Below are 23536 nucleotides of genomic sequence, written 5' to 3'. Positions count from 1 at the left end.
CGGCGGCTGGGTCGGCCGTGCGTCATCCAGCGGTCGGCACAGCAGGCCGGGCGTACGGGAAGAGAGGCGACTCCTGATCCCAGACGCCGGGCTGCCCGCGCCCGTCGGCGGTGACGAACACGGCCGGCGCCGACGAGGTCTCGCCGCCGCCCGCCGATCGCGCTGTGACGATCCACGCGTGGGCGGTGCCCGACTTCAGCTTCGGCCAGTCGACCTCGGCGACCTGGCCCGAGGCGACCGTCGCCTCCCCGATCACTGCGGTCGGCGCGACGACGGCCACCGAATCGGTCTGGAAGCTCGTCGTGCGGCTCGTGAGATCGACCGGTAGCACGAGGTTGTCCTCGGTGCCGTCGTACCGGTGCCGGTCGTCGTACTCCGTCGCCCCGAACTCGTCGAGCAGCGGCGAGTAGGTGTCGACGTTCATGATGCCGCGGTCGACGTCGAACTGCAGCAGGCGAAGGAAGCTCGCGCCGAACCGCAACTGGTCGCCGGGCCGGTAACCGCCGATGTCCGTGAGGCCGAGCCGGTCGGCGGACACCGTGTAGAACTGGTAGTCCGCGAGCAGCTCGACCACGCCGTGGCCGATCTGTCCGACGTTCGGCTTCACGTTGGTGCCGACCCCGTGTTCGTGACCGGCGAGGATCAGGAACACGTTCGAGTTCTTCGCGACCACGGTGTTGTAGAGCATCGACCCGTCGGGAGCCGAGAACGGCGCGTCGCGGCCGTCGGGCTGCGTGCTCGGTGCGAGGTAGTCGTGCGAGAGCAGGATGCCGTTGCGCCCCGGGAACTGCGCGAAGACAGTGCTGGCCCATTCCGCCTCTTCGCGGGTCACGCCGTACGAGAGGCCGACCACGACGAAGTCGAGGCCGCCGGCCGAGAACAGGTTGTAGTGGTTCTGGTTGTCGCCCTCACGCCAGGGTCCGCCGTAGGCGGCCTGCTCCCATCCGGCCGCGGCCGCCGCGTAGCGATCGGGGCCGTAGTACTGGTTGAAGATCGCCGCCGCGCCGTTCTCGGTACCCGACTGGTTGTCGTGGTTGCCCGCGATGACGCCGTTCGGGATGCCGGCCTCGTCGAGCACACGCTGCTGCTTCGACGAGAGCTCGAATTCTCCGACGACCTCCTGCGCGACCTCGTCGGTCGCAGGCTTTCGGATGTTGTTCTCGATCACGTCGCCCGTGTGGGCGACGAACGAGATCTTGCGCGATTCGGCGTTCTCCGCGATCCAGTCGACGATCCCCGAGTACGCCGATTCCCAGACCGCCCGTTCCTCAGGCGTCTCCTGCTCGACCGCGCCCTCGGTGAGGTACTGGGTGTCGGTGAAGTGGGCGATCGAGAAGTCGTAGCTCGCCGGGTCGGCGAAGCCGTCGGGGTCGTCGGTCGCGAGGTCGTCGGCGAACGGGTCCTCGCCCGTCACCATCGCGTGCACCCGCTGACCGTCGAGGTAGCGCTCGTCGACACCCGCGGTGAGCACCGTTTCGCCGGAGGCCGCGCCTCGTGCGCTCGCGAGCACGTCCCACGCGCCCGCCGCGACGTTCCAGGCACGGAGCGATGCGAGCCGGTCGGGGTCGATGACGCCCGCCCAACGCAGCACCGGCGTCTGCACGTGGCCCTTCACCATCACGTCGAAGCGCTGGTAGGCGACGTCGCCGGCCGCATCCGTGTCGAGCGTCTTCCCGTCGCCCGGCAACAGCCCCGAGAGTCCGTTCACCTTCTGCTCGCCCTCGACCTGCAGCGTCGTGGGCACGGTCGGCGAGGTGCCCTGCCAGACCTGGTTCGGAGTGAGCACCTCGGCCTCGGAGAACGTCGCGGTGACCTCGCCGCCGTCGGGCTCAGCGACCCTCGCCGAGAGGGTCGCCGTGCCGCTCACGTCGGCGGCGCCGGTAGCGGGCGCCAGCTCCGACGGGGCATCCGGAATGCCGGCGGAGACGAACACGATCTCGCGAGTGGCGGCGTTGCCCAGGCCGTCGGTCGCGGTGACCGCAAGGGTGTGCTCACCCGCACCGAGTCCCGGGCCGATCGGCGCGGAGAGCGCCACCGGACTGCCGTCGAGGGTCACCTCCGGCCCTGACAGGATGCCCGACGGGTCGTCGAGTCGCACGTCGAGTGCCACGGCCGAGGTGATCGTCTCGCCCTGGGCGGGCACGCTCGACGCCACGGCGGGGCCGGAGTTGTCGATCGCGATCGATCGCGTCGCGATCTCGCCGGTCGTGGATGCCGCGGCGACGGTGTGCACTCCGTCGGCGACGTCGGTGGTGTCGAGATCGGCACGCAGCCCCCGTGCCTGACCGTCGACCGAGAACGTCAGCGAGACCTCGCGGAGCGCGGTCGCGCTGCTTCCGCAGCTGCCGTCGCCCATGCTGTACGAGGGCTTCAGCCCGACACCCGTCGCGGTCCCGACCGCGGGTGCGAGCGCGAGCGCGGAGATCGCGAAGTCGTCGCGGTTGACGCCGCAGGAGGAGTCGATGCCGCCGGTCACGATCCGGATCGTGTTGGTGCCCGGCGTCAACCACTCGTTCGGGACGACGATGTCGACCCGTCGACTCACGAAGTCGCCACCGAGGTCGTGTCGCATGCCGTTCACGAGCAGGTGGCTGCGATACCGCGCTTCGATCGAGTTCGAGCCGACGTTGAAGCTCAGCACCGCGTCGCCCGTGCCGAGCGTCGGAGTGCTGCTCATCGCCGCGTCGTCGAGGGCGAGCGATGCGACCCCGCCGTCGCCGTCCGCCCGCTGCGTGGCGAAGATCTGCTGCACGCCCTTCGCGATCGTGCCGTCTGCGGGCGTCACGTACGGTGCGCCGGTCGGCGCGTTGTTCACGGTGACGGTGCTGGACGCGGTCGCGCCCGACACGGCGGTCGCGACGATCGTGTGCTCGCCGTTCGAGACGGTCGTGGTGTCGAGGTCTGCGCTGAGACCGGTCGTGCCCTGCGGGTCGCCGAGCACGAAGAACGAGAGCTCGGCGCTGAGGCGCAATGAGGGGTTCGATCCGCAATTGCCGTCGCCGAACGAGTAGCTGTACTCGTTCTCCTCGCCGTCGGCGACCTCGCCGAGCAGTTCGAGCCCGATGTTCGAGAGCACGAAGTCGTCGTGGTTCACGCCGCACGAGGTCTCGATCGTGCCTGCGACGATCTCGACCCTGTTCTCGCCCTGCACGAGGTACTCGTTGGGCACCTCGAGGTCGACCCGCTCGTCGACGAAGTCGCCGAGTTCGATGCGGTGCTCGCCGTTCACGAGCACATGGTTGCCGTATCGCGCCTCGGTCGAGTTCGTGCCGACGTCGAAGCGCAGGTACGAGACGCCGACCGTCTCGGTCGACTCGAGTTCGGCGCCGTCGAGCGTGAGGCTCGAGATGTCGTCATCGACGACGACCGGGGTCGACGCGATGCCCTCCACGCCTTCGAGGAACGCGCCCGGTGCCGGCACGAGGAGCGGCGACGCCGCCGGCGCCGGAGTCGGTGCCGGCTTGCCGCCTGCCGCGACCGCAGCGGACGTCGGCGCGAGCGCGAGCCCTGCGCCGAGTACCGCCGCCACCGCGAGCGCGATCGCTCCCGTGGGCGAACCGCCGCCCCTGCCCCACGTGTGCCTCCGCCGCATGCCGCACCCTTTCCGAACTTCGCCGTACCGGTCCTCGCAGCCCGTGCGAGGCGTTCCCGATGACACGCTGGCGGCGCAGGGTGAACACTCGGGGTGCACGAGCCGACGATTCGGCGACGGATCGCGGAACGCTCCGCCCGAGCGCCCAGGGAATACGCTTGGGGCGGGCCGCGGGCGACGTGCGCCCGAAAGGGGCGGGCCTGCGCTCGGTGGCGACGGCGTTCGCCGAGTCCCTCCGCGCCGAGCTCGACTACCGCTCGGAGGCGGCGAACCTCGCTGCGATGGAGGCGACCCAGTCGAAGCATCCCGAGCACGATCGGCTCACGATCCCGCACTGCTTCCGCGAGTTGTCGACGGCACGCGTGCTCGTCATGGAGTTCATGCCGGGCCGGGCGCTCAGCGACGACGACGGCACGCGCCCCGAGGCCGTGCGGAAGGCGCAGGCGTCACTGCTCTTCCGATCCCTCATCACGCAGGTGATCGACGACGGCGTCTTCCACGCCGATCTGCACCCCGGCAACGTGATGCTGCTGCGAGGCGACGACGGCACCGACGGCGGTCTCGGTCTGGTCGACTTCGGCTCGGTCGGGCGACTCGACTCCGAGATGCGCGAGCGCATCGGCGAGATCCTGATGGCCTTCTACCGCGGCGACGCCCGTTCCATGAGCGATGCACTGCTCGGCCTCGTCGAGCTGCCCGACGACGTCGACGAGGCCGAGCTGCGACGCGAGATCGGTTCGTTCATGGCCGCCCGGCTCGGCCCGGGTTCGGCACTCGACTCCACGATCGTGGCCGACATGACGCGCCTGCTGGCTGAGAACCGGCTCGCGATCCCGCCCGAACTCGCCGCGGCGTTCCGCGCCGTGGCCGTCGCCGAGGGGACGCTGCGGGTACTCGACCCCGGGTTCGACATGCTGACGGCGGCGAGCGGCCTCGCGAAGGAGCGGATCGCCGACGCGTTCAAGCCGAGCTCGCTGAAGGACGCGGTCGTCGACGAGGTCGGCACCATGCTGCCGATCCTGCGCCGCATCCCCCATCGCTTCGACCAGATCTCGGGCTCGCTCGCGAACGGTCGCCTCAGCGTGAACGTTCGCCTCTTCGCCGACCACCGCGATCGCTCGCTGCTGCGCTCGCTCGTCAACCAGGTCGTGCTCGCGTTCCTCGCCGGTGTGCTCGGCGTGATGGCCGCGATGCTGCTGGTCAGCGACGCGGGCCCGCAGGTCACCGAAACGCTCAGCCTCTTCCAGATCTTCGGGTACCTGCTCGTGGTGGTGTCGGCGCTGTTCGTGCTGCGAGTGCTGTTCGACGTCTTCCGGCGACGGCAGGAGTAGCCCCGGCGGGCGACGAGAGGGCGCGTCGCGTCACCCGAGCCCCGACGGCGGCACCACCTCGCCCTCGAGCGTGCGCACCCAACGGTCGCCCGTCGCGCGGAACTCGGCGCGCGTCGTGAACCGGTAGTGGTACGCCCGGGCGCGGATCCAGCGCGGGGCGACGCCGTCGAACGGGTCGCGTTCGAGCAGCGCGAGCGTCGGGGCATCCGCTTCGAGCAGCCGCAGCAGGAAGACCTCGAACCACGGCTCCCACATGCGCCCGAGCGGCAGGAACCACATGAGCCAGTCGAGGCGCAGGTGGTAGGGCGCCCACTGCCGCGGGATGCGGCGGAGCGAGCCCGGCTTGCCCCTGAAGGCGTACTCGCGCCACTCGACGCCATCGCCGGGGTCGCCGGGGTCGCCGGGGTCGTCGGCGAGCGTGCCCTCGACGACGATCTCGATGCGCCGCTTCGTCACGGTGCCGAAGGCGCCGTATGCGTTCACGAGCATGTAGCGGTTGAACGACGCGTTCATGAGCTGGCGCCGCGACAGCAGGTTGCGAATCGGCCAGAAGCTGAGCACCAGAATGAGGGCGGATGCCGCGAGCACGACGACCGCCCACCAGAGGGGTGTCGCCGCGGCATCCGACCCCAGGTCCGTTGGAATCGCGGGAATCAGCCAGTGCCATGCCGAGTCGGTGACGGCCGATGCCGCGAGCACGACGGTGATCCAGTTGAGCCAGGCGAAGTTGCCGGTCACGATGAGCCAGAGCTGCGTGAGGATCACGATCGCCGCGGCCGACGAGCCGACCGGGCCGGGCACGAACAGCAGGAACGGCACGACGAGCTGCGCGAAGTGGTTGCCGAGCACCTCGCCGCGATGGAACCATGCCGGCAGCAGGTGCGCCTGCCGGCTGAGCGGGCCCGGCATCGGCTGGGTCTCGTGGTGGTACATGAGCGCGGTGAGGTCGCGCCATTCGCGCCCGCCGCGGATCTTGATCATGCCCGCGCCGAACTCGAGCCGGAAGACGAGCCACCACACGGCGATGACGATCGTCAGCGGTGGCGGCTGGTCGTTCGAGCCGAGGAACGCGACCGTGAAGAGCGCCTCGCAGAGGAGCATCTCCCAGCCGAAGCCGTAGAAGGTCTGGCCGACGTTCACGATCGAGAGATACAGCATCCACAAGGCGAGGAAGACGAGGAGCGGCAGCCAGGGCGGGCCGAGTTGCGGCAGACCCAGCACGACGGATGCCGCGAGCGCAAGCCCGACGACGGCGACGGCGACGAGCCGCCGATCGGTGTAACCCCAGCGGAAGACGCTCGGCCCGCGCAACCGCGGCGCATGCCGCAGCAGCTCGGGCACCGGCAGCAGACCGTGCTCGCCGAGCAGCGGGCGGAACTGGTTCAGCGTCGAGAGGAATGCGACGAACGCGAGCGCGCCGACCCCGCGCTGCAGGATCTGCCGTGCGATCTCGTAGTCGTGCGCGTCGAACCAGGCGGTCCATTCCACGGGTCAACGCTACGCCTCACGGGTCTCGATACGCTCGCTTCGCTCGCTACTCGACCACCGGCGGTCAGCGCAGGCCGAAGCGCTCCCGCAGGGCGAGCTTCGCCGCGAACCACCCGTTCAGGCCGTGCACCGCGGGGCCGGGCGGCGTCGCGCTCGAGCAGAGGTAGACGCCCTCGACCGGCGTGCGCCACGGCTTCGGCGAGACGACCGGTCGCTTCAGCAACTGGGCCATCGTGAGCGCCCCCGAGTAGATGTCGCCGCCGACGTAGTTCGCGTTGTACCGCCCGAGCTCGGCGGCCGAACTCGCCGCCGTTGCCAGCACGACGTCGCGGAACCCCGGGGCGAACCGCTCGACCTCGGCGCTGACGAGTTCGGTCGCATCGAGCGTCGACCCGGCGGGCACGTGCGTGTACGCCCACAACACGTGCTTGCCCGCCGGCGCCCGGCTCGGGTCGGCGACGGTCGGCTGCGTCACGAGCACATACGGATGCCGCGGCCCTCCGCCGCCCGCGACGCCCGGCTGGTACCCGCGAGCGACGGCGTTCTCGGCTGCCGCGATCTCGGCCCTGCTGCCGCCGAGGTGCACGGTCGGCGCGCGGCCGACCTCGGCGTTGCGCCACGGAACCGGGCCGCTCAGCGCGAAGTCGACCTTCGCGACGCCCGAGCCGTAGCGGTATCGCCGAAGCGCGCGCGCGTAGCGACCGGGCAGTTCGGCGCTGAAGAGCAGTTCGGGCGAGGTGTCGAGCAGCACGACGCGCGACCCCGTGACCTCGGCGAGCGAGTGCACCGGGGCATCCGTCACGATTTCGCCGCCGCGCGCCCGGAGCTCGTCGGCGAGCGCGTCGGCGATCGTCTGCGAGCCGCCGATCGGCAGGCCCCAGCCCGCTCCGTGCCCGTGCATGGCGATGAGCAACCCGGCCCCGGCCGACGCGAGCGAGGGCATGCCGCCCGCGGCGTGCGCGACGACGCCGCTGAACAGGGCGGGCGCGACGTCGCCGACGAACCGGGTGTTCCACGCCGCGGTGCCCTGCTCGAGCGCGCGCAACCCGAAGAGAACGGCGGCGATCGGGTCGCGCGGTACGCGTAGCAGCTGCGAGCCCGTGAAGTCGACCACGCCGCGGCTGCGGGCCAGGAGCGGGGCGATGAGACTGCGCCAGGCGGCACCGTCGGCCTCGAGACCGTCGACGGTGCGGTCGAGATCTCGCCAGGCGATGCCCGCACGACCGCCGTCGAGCGGGTGCGCGTACGAGACCTCGGGCACCACCCAGTCGACCCGATCGAGCAGGCCGAGCTTCTTGAACACGGGCGAGGCGAGACCGGCGGGATGCACGGTCGAGCACACGTCGTGCCGGAAGCCGGGCAGCGTGAGCTCGACGGTGCGGAGCCCGCCGCCGATCGTGGGCGCCGCCTCGAGCACCCGCACCGAGAGGCCGGCGCGGGCGGCGACCACCGCGGCGACGAGCCCGTTGGGCCCGCTGCCGACGACCGTGACGTCGGTCACGGTCTCAGAACCCGGCGCCGAGGGTGTTGATGTAGATCCACGGCAGCCGATCCATCATGAGCCGGTGGCGATTGCCGTCGGCGTCGGGCCCGTCGTCGGGCACTGAGGGGTCGCGCGCCTCGCGCTTGTGCTCGGCGACGTACTCGTCGTCCTCCTGCCAGAGGATCATGCGGTCTTCGTCGATCACCTTGCCGACGAACGGCTTCACCTCGCCGCTGCGGAGTTCGGCGAGCGCCTCGTCGACGGATGCCGCGTGGCTGAGGCCGTTCAAGGTGACCCAGGTCGGCGGCCACAACGTCATGGCCCCCGCCGCGTGCCGGTCGAGCGCGTCGATCGGGCGCAGCCACGCGGCATCCATGACCTCATCGGGTGCGAGCCGCAGCTCGCCCTCTGGCACGCGCACGGCGAAGAAGGTCGTGGGGAGCCGCTTCTGAGCGCTCTCGGGCGGGGTCCAGTGCGAGAACGGCACGAGCTCGTCGCCGTCGAGCACGAGCCCGACCTCTTCGAACGTCTCGCGCACGGCCGCACGGCGAGCGGCGTCGATGCCGTCGAGCGGCTCGCCCGCGGCATCCGCTTCGTCGACCGCACCGCCCGGGAAGACCCACGCGCCCGCGAACGAACCACGATCGCGCGGCCGTTCGGCCAGCAGCACCTCGACGCCCCGTTCGCCGTCGCGCAGCAGCACGACGGTCGCAGCCGCACCGGTCGCGGCCGGATTCGTCAGTGACTCGAGCTCGCTGTCCATCCCCTCAGACTAGGACTCGACGGGCGCCCGCGCACCGGGCGCCGGGCGCCGATACACTTCCGGCATGGATGAGGCCGCCGGACCCGGCGAACGAGTGTCGACCTTCGCGCGCCGGGTGCTCGCGCCCAACGCCGGGCCGATGACGCTCGACGGCACGAACTCGTACGTGCTGCGGGCGCCGGATTCCGACGGGGTCGTCGTGGTGGACCCCGGCCCGGCCGACGCCGGCCACCTCGCCGCCCTCGCCGCCGCCGGCCGGGTCGAACTCGTGCTCGTCACGCACCACCACGCGGATCACACCGAATCGCTCGGCGCGTTCCATGCCATGACGGATGCCCCGGTGCGCGCGATCGACCGGTCGTACTGCCTGGCCGGGGCGCCGCTGGTCGGCGGCGAACGCCTCCGCGCAGCCGGGCTCGAGATCGACGTGGTCGTGACCCCGGGGCACACGGCGGACTCGGTGTGCTTCGCGCTGCCCGGCGACCGGCTCGTCGGCGGTGCCGACGCGAGCGGCGCCACCAGCACCGGCACCACCGGTAACGACATCGGCACCGTGCTCACGGGCGACACGATCCTCGGGCGCGGCACGACGATCATCGCCGACCCCGACGGCGCCCTCGGCCCGTACCTCGACTCGCTCGAGCGACTGCGTGCGCTCGGCGTGCCGGGGCCGGTCGGTGTGCTGCCCGGCCACGGACCGGTGCTGCCCGACCTCGCGACGATCTGCCGCGCCTACCTCGCACATCGCGCCGAGCGGCTCGACCAGGTGCGGGCGGCGCTTCGTGCACTCGGCGCCGACGCCGAGCCGGGCGCCGTCACCGACCTCGTCTACGCCGACACGGATGCCTCGGTGCGAGGTGCAGCCGAGGCATCCGTTCGAGCACAACTGGCCTACCTGCGAAGTGCAGGCTGAATGACCAACCCGCATCCGTCACAACTGGCCTACCTGCGAAGTGCAGGCTGAATGACCAACCCGCATCCGTCACAACTGGCCTACCTGCGAAGTGCAGGCTGAATGACCAACCCGCATCCGTCACAACCGGCCTACCTGCGAAGCGAGGGTTGACGCAGGAAACCGTCGCGCGGGGTTATGCGACGAGCGCGATGCCGGCGTCCCAGCCGACCTTCTCCTGCACGGCGAGGGTGAGCTGCAGGAACCCGACGGACTCGAGCTCGCGGGCGCGCGAGAGACGACCGGCGTCGACGGCGTTCACGCCGCCGGCCCGCACGACCTCGGCGAGCGCGAGCTTCGCGTCATCGTCGTCGCCCGCGATGAGCACGGTGGTGGGGTGGGCGCCGACGGTCTTCGCGGTGAGCGTCGCGGCGAAGTTCGTGTTGAAGGCCTTCAGCACCTTCGCATCGGGCAGGGCTGCGGCGAGCTCGCTGGCACGCGAACCGTCGGCCGGCACGACGAGCGAGTCGAAGGTCGAGAAGTCGAGCGGGTTCGTGATGTCGACCACGACCTTGCCGGCGAGCTCGGCACCGCGGGCGGCGACGATCTCGTCGATCGCGAAGTGCGGCACGGCGAGCACGACGATGTCGCCCGTGATCCGCTGGGCGGAGTCGCGCCCGATGTACTCGACGGTGTTGCCCCCAGCGGCGACGATGCCGCCGATGGCGGTGCCCATGTTGCCGTTTCCGATGATGCTGACGGTCGTCATGTCATTCCTCCCCGCGCCGTTCGACGCGATTACTTGTTCCGACAACCAATACTGTACGCCCTTTCAGTTGTTGCGTCAACTAATGCAGTAGACTGCGACACATGACGGATGAGACGCGATGGCTGGCACCCGAGGAGTCGGCAGCATGGGTGCGCCTCGTGGCGCTCGCCGAGCTGCTGCCCGGCGCCCTCGACGCGCAGCTGCTGCGCGACGCCGGACTCACGCACTTCGAATACGGCGCGCTCATGGCGATCGCCGCCGCGCCGTCGCGCACGATGCGCATGACCGAGCTCGCCTCGCGCACGAACGCGACGCTCCCCCGCCTCTCGCACGTCGCCAAGCGCCTCGAGGAGCGCGGCCTCATCGAGCGCTTCCCGTGCCCCGAAGATCGTCGCGCCACGAACGCCACCATCACCGAGGCGGGCCTGGCCCTGATCTCCGAGGCGGCGCCCGGCCACGTCGACACCGTGCGCACGAACGTGCTCGACGCCCTCGAGCCCGAGCAGCTCGAACAGCTCTACGTGATCGCGGGCGCGGTGCTCGCGCGGCTCGATCCCGACGCGCGCCTCTCAGCCACGTCGTGCCAGTTCAGCGAGGGTCCTGTCGACCACATCGTGGCCTGACGCCCACCTCGCCCTCGTTGTGCCTGCACTCCGCCCGCTGACCGGCTCCGACGCTCAGCGCGACACGGTGCCCATGCGGCTCGCGAGCGGCTTCAGCACCGCCGGGCGCACCGCGAACCAGGCGCCGATCATGACGCCGAGCGACAGCGCGAAGATCGAGAAGCCGAGCCACGACGCACCGTCGCGGCTCGCGTACATCGCGTCGAGGTTGCGCAGCGCCCCTGTCGCGAAGACGAGCGTGACGTGCACGATGACGAAGGCGATGAACACGAGCATGGCTGCGTGGTGCACGGTCTTGGCCAGTGCCCGAGGGTAGGCCCGGTTCAGGCGCTCGGCCCGCTGCGGCCACAGCGGCGAGAGGCGCAGGCCGGTGACCAGCGCCAGCGGGGCGACGACGAACACGATCGCGAAGTAGCTGAGCAGCTGCAGGCTGTTGTAGTTCACCCAGGCCTGTTCGATCGGCCAGTCGAGCGAGGCGTACTGCAGACCGGCCGAGACGGCGTTCGGCCAGACGTCGGCACTCGTCGGCACGATGCGCACCCACTGCCCGGTCGCGAAGAGCAGCACGACGAAGACGACGCCGTTGAGCACCCACAGGGCATCGACCGTGTAGTGCAGCCAGGCGAAGATGCTGACCTTCCACGGCGGGTTCTTCGTGCGCACGAGCCCCTCGTTGTTCCGCACCCACCGGGCCGGCGGCCGACCGCCCTTGCGGAGCATCAGCCCCGAGCGCACGAGCAGCACGAGGAAGAACGCGTTCAGGAAGTGCTGCCAGCCGAGCCACGCCGGAATGCCGACGGGCGACCCCTCGGGCAACGGCGTCGAGCCCGGGTACCGGGCGATGAAGTCCTGCACCGCGGGCTGGGCGCGCAACCAGATCGCCAGCAGCACGACCGCACCGAGCAGTGCGACCCCGGTGACCACAGCCAGCCCGAGCGGCAGCCACCTGATGCGTCGACGGGTCGCGTGATGCGCGGTCGGGTCGGTGAGGCGGGTCACCGGAGTATTTTGGCATGATCACCCGAGCGATCGCCGAGGGCTGCGACCCTCAGTGTCATGGATGCCGCGGCTCACGCTGCTCACGGCAGCTCTGCCGTGAGCGGCATCCGCCCGACACCGTGCGGGCCGCGCGCAAGCTGGGGTCATGACCGATCACGAGACCCCACCGATCCATCCGATCGACGCCGAGCTCACCCGGCGCCTCTTCCACGAGCGCGTGATCCTGCTCGGCGAAGAGCTCGACCAGGCGGGCGGCAATCGCCTCATCGCGCAGTTGCTCACGCTCGCGGCCGACGACCCGCGCCGCGACATCCGCTTCTTCATCAATTCGCCCGGCGGCTCGGTGCCGGCGATGCTCGCGATCATGGACGTGATGCGGGCCATCCCGAACGATGTCGCGACGATCGCGATCGGGTGGGCGGCGAGTGCCGGCCAGTTCCTGCTCACCGCGGGCACTCCCGGAAAGCGGCTCGCGCTGCCGCACGCCCGCGTGCTCATGCACCAGGGTTCGGCGGGCATCGGCGGCACGGCGGTCGACGTCGAACTGCAGGCCGACGAGCTGCGGTACACGCGCGACGTCGTGCTGGGCATCACGGCCGAGCTCACCGGCCAGCCGATCGAGCGCATCACGCAGGACTCGCTGCGCGACCGCTGGTACACGGCCGACGAGGCCGTCGGCTACGGCTTCATCGACCGGGTCGTCGGCTCATTCGACGACCTCTACCCGAGCCAGCACGCGGCCGCCGGATTGCGGGTGCCCTCATGAGCAGTTACACGATCCCCTACGTCGTCGAGAAGCGCGGCAACAGCGAGCGCTCGCTCGACGTCTACAGCCGGTTGCTCTCGGAGCGCATCGTCTACCTCGGCACCGAGATCGACGACGGCGTGGCCAATGTGCTGATCGCGCAGTTCCTGCACCTCGCCTCGGAATCGAGCGAGACGCCGATCAGCCTCTACGTGAACTCCCCCGGCGGCTCGCCGGGTGCGGCGCTCGCGGTCTACGACACGATGCAGCACATCCGGCCGGATGTCGCGACCACGTGCGTCGGCCAGGCGGGCGGGCCGGCCGCGGTGCTCCTCGCCGGCGGTGCGAAGGGCATGCGGGCGATTCTGCCGCACGGCCGCGTGGTGCTGCACCAGCCGTCGACGCAGGGTCGCGGCGCGATCCCCGACCTCATTCTGCACGCCGACGAGGTCGTGCGGGTGCGCGCCGAGCTCGAGGCCGCCCTCGCCGCCGACACCGGTCGCGACGCCGTGACGCTGCGGCACGACACCGATCGCGACCTCATCCTGCCCGCGGCGGCCGCCGTCGAGTACGGCCTCGCCGATCACGTGCTGACGGCGCAGGTCGACGTGGCGGGCGCAGCGGCAGGGGCCTACGCCGCGAGCAGGTAGGCGACCGGGCCCGCAGGCGTCGCGCGCCCGTCGGGCTCGGCACCGCCGTGTTCGACGCCGACGCGGAACGCGAACGACGCCTCGATCCGCAACAGCTCGCGTCGTTCGGCCTCGCGCCGCTCCGCCTCGCGCCGTTCGCCGAGCGTCGCGCCGACGCGCTGCACGACATCGACGAGGTCGAGCCCGAGCGCCTCGGCGACCGAGCCGAGCACTTCCGACGACGGCTCTTTGCGGCCGCGCTCGATCTCGGAGAGGTATTGCGGCGAGACGCCGGCCGCTGCAGCCACCTCGGTCAGGATCCGCTCCTGCACCTGCCGCTCGCGACGCAGCACTCCGCCGAGCGCATGCCGCCAGAGCGGCTTCGAGGTGACCGGCGTGAACTCGACGACGTTGCCCATGCCGAGAGGTTAGCCGCGGCATCCGCTCGGCGAAATACCGATCCGCTCAGAGCAGAACGGATGCATCGGAACGAGTACTGGCGCTCCCACCCGCCCGCGGGCAGAATGAGGGCACTGACGTGGAGGTGCACGATGTCGATGGAATCCATTCTGTGGACGATGCTCGGAACGTTCTTCGCGGTCGGCGGGCTCTTGGGGCTCACCGCCCTCTGGTCGCTCGTGCGGGAGCGCCGGCACTGACCGAGCCTCGTGCGTGCTGCGAATTCAGCCGAGCGCTTCGGCGATCGGCGTGCCGCCGACGTTGAAGCGGATGGTTCGGCGCACCGTCGCATCGCCCAGCAGCGCCTCGGCGACGACGGCCGCGACATCCGCTCGATCGACGGTGCCGCTGTTCGGCGGGCCGACGTCGATGCGCCCGGTGCCCTCGCCGTCGGTCAGGGTGCTCGGGCCGAGCACGGTCCAGTCGAGCGCGGTGCCGACGAGGTACTCGTCGGCCGCCGCCTTCGCCTCGGCATAGGCGTGGAACGAGTTGCCCTCGGGCACGCGATGATCGGGCGAGCCGAAGTACGACACCATGACGTACCGCGTCACGCCCGCCGCCTCGGCCGCGATCATCGACCTGATCGCCGCGTCGCGGTCGACGGCGAAGGTGCGAGCAGGGTCGCCGCCGCCCGCCCCCGCCGACCAGACCACGGCGTCGTGGCCGTGCAGGATCTCGGAGAGGTCGTCGACGTCGAGCCGTTCGATGTCGGCGACGACCGGTCGGGCGCCCGCCGCAGTGACGTCGGCGGCGTGCTCGGGGTTGCGGATGATCGCGTCGACCTCGTCGCCGCGATCGGCGAGCAGCCGTTCGAGCTTCAGGGCGATCTTGCCGTGGCCGCCGATGATCGCGATGCGCGCCATGGGTTCCTCCTTCGGGTGGCGCGCCCCACGCTACCCCCGACCGCCGACGGCGCGCCCGGACCCGGCGGTGCGGCGTGGCGGTGACGAGCGCGGGGTTGCTGCTGTTCCGCGAGGCGGGCAGCGGGCTCGAGGTGTTCATCGCGCACATGGGAGGGCCGTTCTGGGCGCGCAAGCAGGCGGGCGCGTGGACGATTCCGAAGGGCGAGTTCACCGATGAGGAGCCGCTCGCCGCTGCACGCCGAGAGTTCGCCGAGGAGATCGGCACGCCGGCGCCGGCGGCCGAGGTGCTCGACCTCGGCTCGTTCCGGTACTCGTCGGGAAAGACGGTGCGGGTCTTCGCCTCTCGCGCACCCCACTTCGAGATCGACGAGGTGCGCTCGAACACCTTCGAGATCGAGTGGCCGCCTCGCTCCGGTCTGCGGCAGGAGTTTCCCGAAGTCGACGACGCCAAGTGGACGCCGGTGTTCGAGGCCCGCGAGCTGCTCACGGCGGGCCAGCGCCCGGCCGTCGACGCGCTCCTCGCCGCCCTCGACGGATCGGGGGGCTGAACTCGTGACAGGCAGGACTACTCATGATGGTTGACGCACTCGGCGAGGCCACGACGGAGCTCTACGGGCTGCGCCCCGACGAGTTCACCGCCGCCCGCAACGGGCGGGCGCAGGCCGTCGCCACCGACGACCGCGAGCTCGCCGCGCGGATCCGCGAACTGCGACGCCCCTCCCCCGCAGCCTGGCTCGTGAACCAACTCGTGCGGCACCGGCCCGATGAGGTCGAGGCGGTGCTCCGGCTCGGCGCCGAGGCACGCGGGGCGCAGGGCGGATTCGACGCGGCCGAACTCGCCGAACTCGGCCGGCAGCGCCGGCGCCTCGTCTCGACGCTCGCGCGCGAGGCGGGCGAACTCGCCGAGGAGCTCGGCGCCCCGGTGCGCAACCCGGTGCTCGACGAGGTCGCCCAGACCCTGCAGGCCGCCATATCGGATGCCGCTGCCGCCGACGCCGTGCGAACAGGGCGGCTCGTTCGAGCGCTCGAGGCGGTCGGCGTCGAGGTGGATCTGAGCGATGCCGTGGCGGGCGGCCCCGTGCCCCGAACCGAACCCGATCCCGCGCCCGCGCGCGATCGCGAACCCGATCCCGCGCCCTATCGCGCGTCGCGCGGAACCGGCGGCCCGCCCCAGCCGAGCGCGGCCGCGTCGAAGCGCGCCCGAGCGGAGCGAGAGCGCTCCGAACGCACGGTCGCCGAGGCCGAGAAGCGGGCCGCCGCGGCATCCGCCGAACTCGACGCACTCGACGCCCGGCTCGCCGAGGCCGATCGCGTGCACCGCGATCTGCTGTCCCGCCGCGACGAGCTCGAGGCGGAACTGCGCCGGGTCGAGGCCGAGATCGCCGAAGCCGATCGCGCGAAGCGCCCGCTCACCCGCGAGCGGGATCGTGCTGCTCGCGATGCCGATGCCGCGGAGGTCGACGCCGAAGAGGCGCGCGAGGCACTTGGGGCGCTCGAGTAGGTGCGAGCGCCCTCATCGTCGCGCATCAGCGCTCGATCGAGTCCTGTCCGCCGGTGCGGCCGAACACGCTGCGCAGCACGAAGAACACGATGACCGCGACCACGGCGACGATCACGAGCTTGCCGATGAACCAGAGCAGGCTGAACAGCACGTCGACGAGGAACCACGCGATCACGACCGCGACGATCACGCCGATGACGGTCCAGACGGTGCGGCTCATGTTCCAACGCTAGTCGACGGGCCGCGGATGCCTCGACGCGGCGCCGACACGGTCGAACGCGGCCGGACGCGCCTCAGGGCGCATGGCCGTCGAAGAGCAGCACCCGCACCGGGCCGAACGGCCTCGACCGCACGCGCAGCGCCCGTGCGTCGTCCGCCACGAAACCGGCATCAGCGAGCGCTCCCGCCGTGTCGCGATCCCAGTGGCATCCGTGGTGGAATCTCACGGTGAACGGCGTCGCGATGCGCTGCACGACGCGCTTCACGGTGCGCGGCGGCGCCACGACGTGGTCGATGAAGACCGCCCTGCCGCCCGGCGCAAGCACCCGACGCACCTCGGCGAGCGCGGCCGCCGGGTCGGCGACGGAGCAGAGCACCCAGGTCGCGACGACCGCGTCGACCGAGCCGTCGGACAGCGGAATCGACTCCGCCCTGGCGTCGAGCGGATCGGTGCGATGGCCCCACTCGCGGGCCCGCCTCGCGAGCTCGGCGCGTCGCCCGGCGTCGGGTTCGAGTCCGATCCAGTCGACGCCCGCGTGCAGGGCTCCGAAGTTCTCGCCCTCGCCCGCCCCGAGCTCGAGCACCCGACCGCGAACGCGCCCCACGAACTCGCGCTCGAGGTCGTCGAGGTCGTCGTCATCGATGAGGTCGGATGCCACGGGCATCGGTTGTTCCATTGGGCCATGCGAACACGCCGGCGGGTGCGCGTCAAGGTGAAGCGTCGGAAGAAGCGCGCGACACGCCGCCTCGAGCCATGGCACCTCCGGCATGTGCCGAGGAAGTTCCTGCATTCGGCAGGGCATGGCGCTCAAGCCACCCTTCACCGGACTTTGAAAGAGCCAGGCAAGCAGGGGTGGGAGCATCCATGCGCCAGTAGGCTGAGGCGATGTTCCGGCGATTCCTCTCGGGTGCCGCCCTTCTGCTGCGCGGCTTCGGGTTCTGGGGTCGCCGGCCCGTCGTCATGCTGCTCGGGCTGATCCCCGCGGCGATCGTCTTCGTCGTCGTGCTCGCAGGCCTCGTGGCACTCGGCATCCAACTGCCGGCGATCGTCGAGTGGGCGACGCCTTTCGCCGAGCGATGGGATGCGTTCTGGACGGCCTCGCTGCGCATCGCGATCGCGGCGGTGACGTTCGCGGGAGCCGTGCTGCTCGCGGCCGTGACGTTCACCGCCCTGACGCTCGCCGTCGGCGATCCGTTCTACGAACGCATCTGGCGCGCCGTCGAGCTCGAACTCGGCGGCGACGTGCCCGACCGGGGAGCCGGGTTCTGGCGTGCCGCGGTCGACGCCGCCGCACTCATCGGGCTCGGTCTCGTCTCGGCACTAGTGGTCGGTCTGATCGGCTTCGTGCCGATCATCGGCTCGGTCGCCGCACCGGTGCTGGGCGTCGTGCTGTCGGGATGGCTGCTGGCACGCGAGCTCACCGCCCGCGCCTTCGAGGCTCGCGGCATCTCGTCGACCGACCGCAGGGCGGTGCTTCGCGGACAGCGGGCCCGGATGCTCGGGTTCGGCGTCGCGACCCAGCTCTGCTTCATGGTGCCGCTCGGCGCCGTGGTCGCGATGCCCGCGGCCGTCGCCGGTTCGACGATGCTCGCGCGCGGTGCGCTCGACGCCACGGCCGCGCGTCACGCGCCTCGCAGCGAGGCGAAGAACGCGCGGATGTCGCCGGCGACGAGCTCGGGCACCTCGAGCGCGGCGTAGTGGCCGCCCTGCTCGAAGCGGCTCCAGTGCACGATGTTCGAATTGTCGCGCTCGGCGAAGACCCTGATCGTCTGGAAGTCGTCCTTGAAGACCGCCACTCCGGTGGGCGCGTCGTTGACCTGCGGCTCGGCCTCGGCGCGCGCGTTGTCGAGGTAACTGCGGCTCATGCCGGCGGCGGCATTCGCGAACCAGTTGACGCTCACCTCGGTGATGATCTGCTCGAGGGTGACGAGCGAGGTGCCGTTGCCGAAGGAGTTGAAGAGCTCGCTGTAGGCGAGGAGCGCGATCGGTGAGTCGCTGAGCCCGACGGCCACGGTCTGGGGCCGGCTCGCGTTCATGGTGTTGTAGCCGCCGACCGACTGGAACCACTGCATGTGCTCGAGCCCCGCGTAGTCCTGCGGCTCGAGGTGCTCGAACTCGGCGGGGTCGCCGCTCGGGAACGAGAAGAGCTGCAGCACGTGCAGGCCGAGGAAGCCCTCGGGGCTGGCGAGGCCCAGCTCGCGGGCGACGAGCGCGCCGTTGTCGGAGCCGTGGATGCCGTACTCGGCATATCCGAGTCGGTGCATGAGCTCGTCGTACGCGCGCGCCACGCGCGCCGTGGTCCAGCCGGGCTCGGTGACAGGGTTCGAGAAGCCGTACCCCGGGGCATCCGGAACGACGACGTCGAAGGCGTCATCGGGGCTGCCGCCGTGCGCGACCGGGTCGACGAGCAGGTCGATGAGGTCGAGGTAGTCGACGGATGACCCGGGGTAGGTGTGCGCCAGCAGCAGCGGCGTCGCGCCGGGGTGGGCCGAACGCACGTGGATGAAGTGGATGGGCTGGCCGTCGATCTCGGTCGTGAAGTGCGGCACGGCGTTGATGCGCGCCTCGGCAGCACGCCAGTCGAAGGCACGCCAGGCCTCGACGGCCTCGCGGAGGTAGGAGTTCGGCGTGCCCGTGTCCCAGTCGTCGGCGGGTGCCGGCTGGGGCAGGCGGGTGCGCGCGAGTCGATCCTGGAGATCCTCGAGGTCGGCCTGGGCCACGTCGATCGTGAACGGGCGGATGTCAGTGGGAGAGGTGGTGTTCGTCATATCTCCGACGGTACGGTGCATATAGGAACATCTAGTTCCTAATGAACGACGGAGTTCGCAGATGTCCGATACCGCAGCACGACTGCTCTCCCTGCTCGCGCTCCTGCAGACCCGACCCGACTGGACGAGCACCGAACTCGGCGCCCGGCTCGGCGTGACTCCGCGCACCATCCGCAACGACATCGACCGGCTGCGCGAGCTCGACTACCCCGTCGACGCCACCCGCGGCGCGGCCGGCGGCTACCGCCTCGGGGCGGGTGCGAAGCTGCCGCCCTTGCTGCTCGACGACGAGGAGGCCGTCGCCGTGGCGATCGGCCTCCGAGCCGCGACCGGCATCGCGGGCGTCGAGGAGTCGAGCACTCGAGCGCTCACCAAGCTCGAGCAGGTGCTGCCGTCGAGGCTCCGCCCCCTGGTCGAGGCGCTCGCGACCGTGATCGAGCACGCGCCCGAGAACAACGACACGGATGCCCCCGACCCCGAGGTCGACGCCGCCGTGCTCACGGCCGTGGCGAGCGCCATCCGGGGCGTCGAATGGATCCGGTTCGACTACCGGGGCGAGGCCCGCCTCGTGGAGCCCTACCGCCTGCTGAGCTGGGCCCGCCGCTGGTACCTGGTCGGCCGCGATCCGTCGAGTGAGGAGTGGGGCACGTTCCGCGCCGACTGGATCGAACCGCGCATGCCGACGCGACGCCGATTCGAGCCCGTCGCCCTGCCGGGCGGCGACTACACGGCTTTCGCGATGCGCTCGATCGCCGAGAGCGGTTGGAAGGTGCACGCGCGCCTGCGGATCGCCGCCCCGGCCGACGCGGTGCTCGCGCGCATCCACCATGCGGTGGGCGTCGTCGAGGCCGTCTCCGATTCCGAGTCGGTGCTCGTCACCGGCGCCGACTCGCTCGACACGATCGCCGCCTACATCGGCATGCTCGGCATGGACTTCACCGTGGAGTCGCCCGACGAGTTGCGAGCGCTACTGCTGACGTACAGCGAGCGCTACGCACGGGCGGCCCGCCTCCCAGCCTGAAATCCGGGACTGAAACCCGGACTATACATCTGATCTTTAATTCGGCATTATGGGGCCGTGCGGCCGAATCCTCGCGACACCCGCCGCATTTCCCCATGAAACACCTGACCAATGATGCGCAGGAGATCTCGATGAACTTCAGATTCGACCCACAACGCCGCCGTGTCCTCCAGATCGGCGGCGTCGCCGTGATGGCCCCGCTGCTCGGCGATCTGCTGACCTCCCAGCCTGCCGCGGCCGTGCCCTTCGCCTCGGCGGGAGTCGCAGGCGTCGTCGGCCGAACCCGCCGCGCCGCACTCACCGCGCCCACTCTCTCGCAGAAGTCGCTCTGGTACGGCACCCCGGCGACCGATTGGCAGTCGCAGGCACTGCCCATCGGCAACGGCCGACTCGGCGGAATGATCTTCGCGAACCCCGACGAGGAGGTCGTGCAGTTCAACGAGCAGAGCCTCTGGGGCGGCGTCAACGACTACGACAACGCGCTCATGGGCCAGGGCGACGGCGCCTACGACACGAGCGTGACGGGCTTCGGCTCGTACCGCGACTTCGGCACCCTGCGCTTCACCTTCGCCGCCGGCCCGAAGGTGACCGCGCCGGGCGGCCCCTACCGCACCTCGGGCTCCGAAGGGGTCGACCGCACCTTCGACGGCAACTCGCGCACCAAGTGGTGCATCGACGGCCCGCCCGCCCTCGTGCTGTGGCAGGCTGAACTGCCCGACCCGGTGACGGTGACCGACTACAGCTTCACGAGCGCCAACGACGTGCCTGCCCGCGACCCGCAGGAGTGGACCCTCTCGGGTTCGCAGAACGGCGTCGACTGGGTCGCGCTCGACACCCGCACCGGCGCGCCGTTCGAGAGCCGCTTCCAGGCGAAGCAGTACGCCTTCGCCAACACCACCGCCTACCGCCACTACCGCTTCGCCTTCGTGCCGAAGGCGGGCGTCAGCCACTTCCAGGTCGCCGAGATCTCGCTCGGCGGTGTGAGCCTCTCGTCGGGTGCGCTCGTCTACGTCTCGTCGCCGAGTGGTGCGTCGGCCGGCACGGATGCCTCGACCGACCTCGCCCGCAGCGTCGACGGCGACCCCGCGACCGCGTGGCGCGTCGCCGAACCCGGCGACGGTGCGGCATGGCAGCTCGACCTGCCGGGCAAGACGGTCGCGACGTCGTACGTGCTGACCGCGGCATCCGACACCCCTGAACACGACCCGGTGCGCTGGCGGCTCGAGGCCTCGCTCGACGGCGTCGACTGGGTGACCCTCGACGCTCGCGAGCCCGGCGCGCCGTTCGCCGCCCGCGGCGAGGCGAAGAGCTACACCTTCGCGAACAGCACGGCCTACGCCTCGTACCGGTTCACGTTCGCGACCGCGTCGGCGACGAGCCCGTTCGCGATCGGCGAGGTCGCCCTCGTCGGCCCGTCGTTCGACTCGCGCACCCTGCGCGCCGTGACCGACTACCGCCGCGGCCTCGACACGGCCGTCGGCGTACACGTCACGCAGTTCGACACGATCGCCGGCCGGGTGATCCGCGAAGCCTTCGCGAGCCGCACGGCCGACGTCATGGTGCTGCGCTACACGACGGATGCCGAATCGGGCATCTCGGGCGTGATCTCGCTCGCCTCGGCGCAAGACCAGGCGCCGACGACGGCGACCGGCGGCGGGGTGGGCGCAGAGCTCGGCTTCAGCGGCGTGATGGCCAACGCCCTCAAGCACGCCTGCGCGATCCGCGTCGTCGAGACCGACGGCACGGTCGCCGCCGAGGGTGCGACGCTTCGCGTCTCGGGCTGCCACACGCTGACCCTCGTGCTCGATGCGCGCACCGACTACAAGATGAGCGCGGCCGAGGGATGGCGCGGCGACGCCCCCGAGCCCGGCATCGCCGCGGCGATCACGGCCGCTGCGGGCCGCTCCTTCGATGAGATCCGCGACGAGCACACCGCCCAGGTCTCCGAACTCATGTCACGAGCGACGGTCGATTGGGGCCAGACGGATGCCTCGGTGCTCGCGCTGCCCACGAACAGGCGTCTCGCCCGCTACGCGAAGGGCGACGCCGACCCCACGCTCGAACAGGCGATGTACGACTACGGGCGGTACCTGCTGCTGAGCTCGTCGCGCCCTGGCGGACTGCCCGCGAACCTGCAGGGGCTCTGGAACAACAGCAACCAACCGCCCTGGGCGAGCGACTACCACACGAACATCAACGTGCAGATGAACTACTGGGGCGCCGAGACCACGAACCTCGCCGAGAGCCACACCGCCCTCATCGATTTCGTCGAACAGGTCGCGGTGCCGAGCCGGATCGCGACGCGCAACGCGTTCGGCGCCGAGACCCGGGGCTGGACGGCCCGCACCTCGCAGTCGATCTTCGGCGGCAACTCGTGGGAGTGGAACACCGTCGCGAGCGCCTGGTATGCCCAGCACATCTACGAGCACTGGGCGTTCACGCAGGACAAGCGCTATCTGCGCGAGACCGCCCTGCCGTTGATCACCGAGATCTGCCAGTTCTGGGAGGACCGCCTCGAAGAGAACGCCGACGGGCAGCTCGTCGCGCCCGATGGCTGGTCGCCCGAGCACGGCCCGCGTGAAGACGGCGTCATGTACGACCAGCAGATCATCTGGGACCTGTTCCAGAACTACCTCGACTGCGCCGAGGCGCTCGGTGTCGACGAGGAGTACCGCGCGCGGGTGGCCGACCTGCAGGCCCGCCTCGCGCCCAACAAGATCGGGCGTTGGGGGCAGCTGCAGGAGTGGCAGCGAGATCTCGACGACCCGAACGACATCCACCGGCACACCTCGCACCTCTTCGCGGTGTACCCGGGTCGCCAGATCACCGATGCCACGCCCGAGTTCGCGGCGGCAGCGCTCGTCTCGCTCAAGGCGCGCTGCGGCGAGCGCGAGGGCGTGCCCTTCACCGAGGCGACCGTCTCGGGCGACAGCCGTCGCTCGTGGACGTGGCCGTGGCGGGCCGCGCTCTTCGCCCGCCTCGGCGACGGTGAACGCGCCCGCCTCATGCTGCGCGGCCTGCTTCGGTTCAACACCCTGCCGAACCTCTTCGCCAATCACCCGCCGTTCCAGATGGACGGCAACTTCGGCATCTCGGGCGCCGTCACCGAGATGCTGCTGCAGAGCCACCAGAACGTCATCCACCTGCTGCCGGCACTGCCCGAGGCGTGGCGGCCCGAGGGCTCGTTCTCGGGGCTGCGCGCTCGCGGCGGCTACGAGGTGAGCTGTCGATGGCGCGACGGCCGGGTGGTCTCGTTCGACGTCGTCGCCGATCGCGCACCGAATCAGGGCACCGTCGTCGTGCGGGTCGACGGCGTCGATCACCGGGTGAAGCCGGCCAACCCGACGAGCGGTCAGCCGATGCGCGACAACGGCCCGGTCGGCGACTGAT

21 protein-coding genes are annotated in these 23536 nt (G+C 70.9%); 10 read left to right on the top strand and 11 right to left on the bottom strand.

All coding sequences use genetic code 11. The annotated features are described in order from the left end of the window. Positions 1 to 22: 22 nt before the first annotated feature. Positions 23 to 3592, bottom strand: a complete 3570-nt coding sequence (locus ACWGST_RS03360) for a metallophosphoesterase (RefSeq protein WP_452045227.1) — start codon at positions 3590 to 3592, stop codon at positions 23 to 25. A 158-nt stretch (positions 3593 to 3750) separates the two neighbouring features. Between ACWGST_RS03360 and ACWGST_RS03355 the strand changes: the two genes are divergently transcribed. Beyond that, the gene (locus ACWGST_RS03355; RefSeq protein WP_452045226.1) at positions 3751 to 4923 is read left to right on the top strand and encodes an AarF/UbiB family protein; all 1173 of its coding nucleotides are present in this window, start codon (positions 3751 to 3753) and stop codon (positions 4921 to 4923) included. A gap of 30 nt (positions 4924 to 4953) precedes the next feature. Here ACWGST_RS03355 and ACWGST_RS03350 read toward each other — a convergent pair whose 3' ends face one another. The 3 genes from ACWGST_RS03350 to ACWGST_RS03340 form a co-directional block, all read right to left on the bottom strand. Further along, complete coding sequence (locus tag ACWGST_RS03350; protein WP_452045225.1) at positions 4954 to 6411, bottom strand: lipase maturation factor family protein; 1458 nt, start codon at positions 6409 to 6411, stop codon at positions 4954 to 4956. Between the two features lie 64 nt (positions 6412 to 6475). Further along, positions 6476 to 7912, bottom strand: coding sequence for a phytoene desaturase family protein (locus ACWGST_RS03345; RefSeq protein WP_452045224.1), 1437 nt, complete (start codon positions 7910 to 7912; stop codon positions 6476 to 6478). Positions 7913 to 7916: 4 nt separating this feature from the next. Continuing rightward, positions 7917 to 8657, bottom strand: coding sequence for an NUDIX hydrolase (locus tag ACWGST_RS03340; RefSeq protein WP_452045223.1), 741 nt, complete (start codon positions 8655 to 8657; stop codon positions 7917 to 7919). A gap of 64 nt (positions 8658 to 8721) precedes the next feature. Here ACWGST_RS03340 and ACWGST_RS03335 point away from each other — a divergent pair, with 64 nt between their 5' ends. Then, entirely contained in the window at positions 8722 to 9570 is an 849-nt protein-coding gene (locus ACWGST_RS03335; protein ID WP_452045222.1) for an MBL fold metallo-hydrolase, read from the top strand. Positions 9571 to 9745: 175 nt separating this feature from the next. On the opposite strand, the gene ACWGST_RS03330 is transcribed toward ACWGST_RS03335, so the two are convergent. After that, positions 9746 to 10318 (bottom strand): NADPH-dependent F420 reductase, encoded by a 573-nt coding sequence (locus tag ACWGST_RS03330; RefSeq protein ID WP_452045221.1) that lies wholly within the window; start codon positions 10316 to 10318, stop codon positions 9746 to 9748. Between the two features lie 101 nt (positions 10319 to 10419). On the opposite strand from ACWGST_RS03330, the gene ACWGST_RS03325 reads away from it, so the two are divergent. After that, positions 10420 to 10941, top strand: coding sequence for a MarR family winged helix-turn-helix transcriptional regulator (locus tag ACWGST_RS03325; RefSeq protein WP_452045220.1), 522 nt, complete (start codon positions 10420 to 10422; stop codon positions 10939 to 10941). A 54-nt stretch (positions 10942 to 10995) separates the two neighbouring features. Here ACWGST_RS03325 and ACWGST_RS03320 read toward each other — a convergent pair whose 3' ends face one another. Further along, entirely contained in the window at positions 10996 to 11940 is a 945-nt protein-coding gene (locus ACWGST_RS03320) for a cytochrome b/b6 domain-containing protein (protein WP_452045219.1), read from the bottom strand. 145 nt (positions 11941 to 12085) lie between these two features. Here ACWGST_RS03320 and ACWGST_RS03315 point away from each other — a divergent pair, with 145 nt between their 5' ends. Together ACWGST_RS03315 and ACWGST_RS03310 are read left to right on the top strand one after the other, a co-directional pair. Next, a complete protein-coding gene (locus ACWGST_RS03315; protein WP_452045218.1) occupies positions 12086 to 12706 on the top strand; it encodes a ClpP family protease in 621 nt (206 codons plus the stop codon). Then, entirely contained in the window at positions 12703 to 13335 is a 633-nt protein-coding gene (locus ACWGST_RS03310; RefSeq protein ID WP_452045217.1) for a ClpP family protease, read from the top strand. The genes ACWGST_RS03315 and ACWGST_RS03310 overlap by 4 nt, the downstream gene beginning before the upstream one ends. On the opposite strand, the gene ACWGST_RS03305 is transcribed toward ACWGST_RS03310, so the two are convergent. Continuing rightward, the gene (locus ACWGST_RS03305) at positions 13317 to 13733 is read right to left on the bottom strand and encodes a helix-turn-helix domain-containing protein (protein ID WP_452045216.1); all 417 of its coding nucleotides are present in this window, start codon (positions 13731 to 13733) and stop codon (positions 13317 to 13319) included. The genes ACWGST_RS03310 and ACWGST_RS03305 overlap by 19 nt on opposite strands. 264 nt (positions 13734 to 13997) lie before the next feature. Next, positions 13998 to 14636 carry an NAD(P)H-binding protein gene (locus ACWGST_RS03300; RefSeq protein WP_452045215.1) on the bottom strand — a complete coding sequence of 213 codons (639 nt, stop codon included), beginning with the start codon at positions 14634 to 14636 and terminating at the stop codon, positions 13998 to 14000. Between the two features lie 74 nt (positions 14637 to 14710). On the opposite strand from ACWGST_RS03300, the gene ACWGST_RS03295 reads away from it, so the two are divergent. Together ACWGST_RS03295 and ACWGST_RS03290 are read left to right on the top strand one after the other, a co-directional pair. Further along, positions 14711 to 15184: an NUDIX domain-containing protein gene (locus ACWGST_RS03295; RefSeq protein WP_452045214.1), complete on the top strand. Its 474-nt coding sequence runs from the start codon at positions 14711 to 14713 to the stop codon at positions 15182 to 15184. 26 nt (positions 15185 to 15210) lie between these two features. After that, positions 15211 to 16137, top strand: a complete 927-nt coding sequence (locus ACWGST_RS03290; protein ID WP_452045213.1) for a hypothetical protein — start codon at positions 15211 to 15213, stop codon at positions 16135 to 16137. Between the two features lie 25 nt (positions 16138 to 16162). On the opposite strand, the gene ACWGST_RS03285 is transcribed toward ACWGST_RS03290, so the two are convergent. Together ACWGST_RS03285 and ACWGST_RS03280 are read right to left on the bottom strand one after the other, a co-directional pair. Continuing rightward, complete coding sequence (locus tag ACWGST_RS03285; RefSeq protein WP_452045212.1) at positions 16163 to 16357, bottom strand: hypothetical protein; 195 nt, start codon at positions 16355 to 16357, stop codon at positions 16163 to 16165. A gap of 73 nt (positions 16358 to 16430) precedes the next feature. Then, the gene (locus tag ACWGST_RS03280) at positions 16431 to 17033 is read right to left on the bottom strand and encodes a class I SAM-dependent methyltransferase (protein WP_452045211.1); all 603 of its coding nucleotides are present in this window, start codon (positions 17031 to 17033) and stop codon (positions 16431 to 16433) included. 209 nt (positions 17034 to 17242) lie between these two features. On the opposite strand from ACWGST_RS03280, the gene ACWGST_RS03275 reads away from it, so the two are divergent. Further along, positions 17243 to 18055: an EI24 domain-containing protein gene (locus ACWGST_RS03275; RefSeq protein WP_452045210.1), complete on the top strand. Its 813-nt coding sequence runs from the start codon at positions 17243 to 17245 to the stop codon at positions 18053 to 18055. Here the strand turns inward: ACWGST_RS03275 and ACWGST_RS03270 are convergent. Continuing rightward, a complete protein-coding gene (locus ACWGST_RS03270) occupies positions 17980 to 19125 on the bottom strand; it encodes an epoxide hydrolase family protein (RefSeq protein ID WP_452045209.1) in 1146 nt (381 codons plus the stop codon). The two genes, ACWGST_RS03275 and ACWGST_RS03270, sit on opposite strands and share 76 nt — an antisense overlap. 61 nt (positions 19126 to 19186) lie before the next feature. Between ACWGST_RS03270 and ACWGST_RS03265 the strand changes: the two genes are divergently transcribed. Continuing rightward, the gene (locus tag ACWGST_RS03265; RefSeq protein ID WP_452045208.1) at positions 19187 to 20146 is read left to right on the top strand and encodes a helix-turn-helix transcriptional regulator; all 960 of its coding nucleotides are present in this window, start codon (positions 19187 to 19189) and stop codon (positions 20144 to 20146) included. Positions 20147 to 20277: 131 nt separating this feature from the next. Next, a complete protein-coding gene (locus ACWGST_RS03260; RefSeq protein ID WP_452045207.1) occupies positions 20278 to 23535 on the top strand; it encodes a glycosyl hydrolase family 95 catalytic domain-containing protein in 3258 nt (1085 codons plus the stop codon). Position 23536 lies beyond the last annotated feature (1 nt).

This window comes from Agromyces sp. NPDC055520, assembly GCF_053619715.1.
Note: the sequence above shows the minus strand (reverse complement) of the source record. Positions and strands in the feature narration are given on the sequence as shown.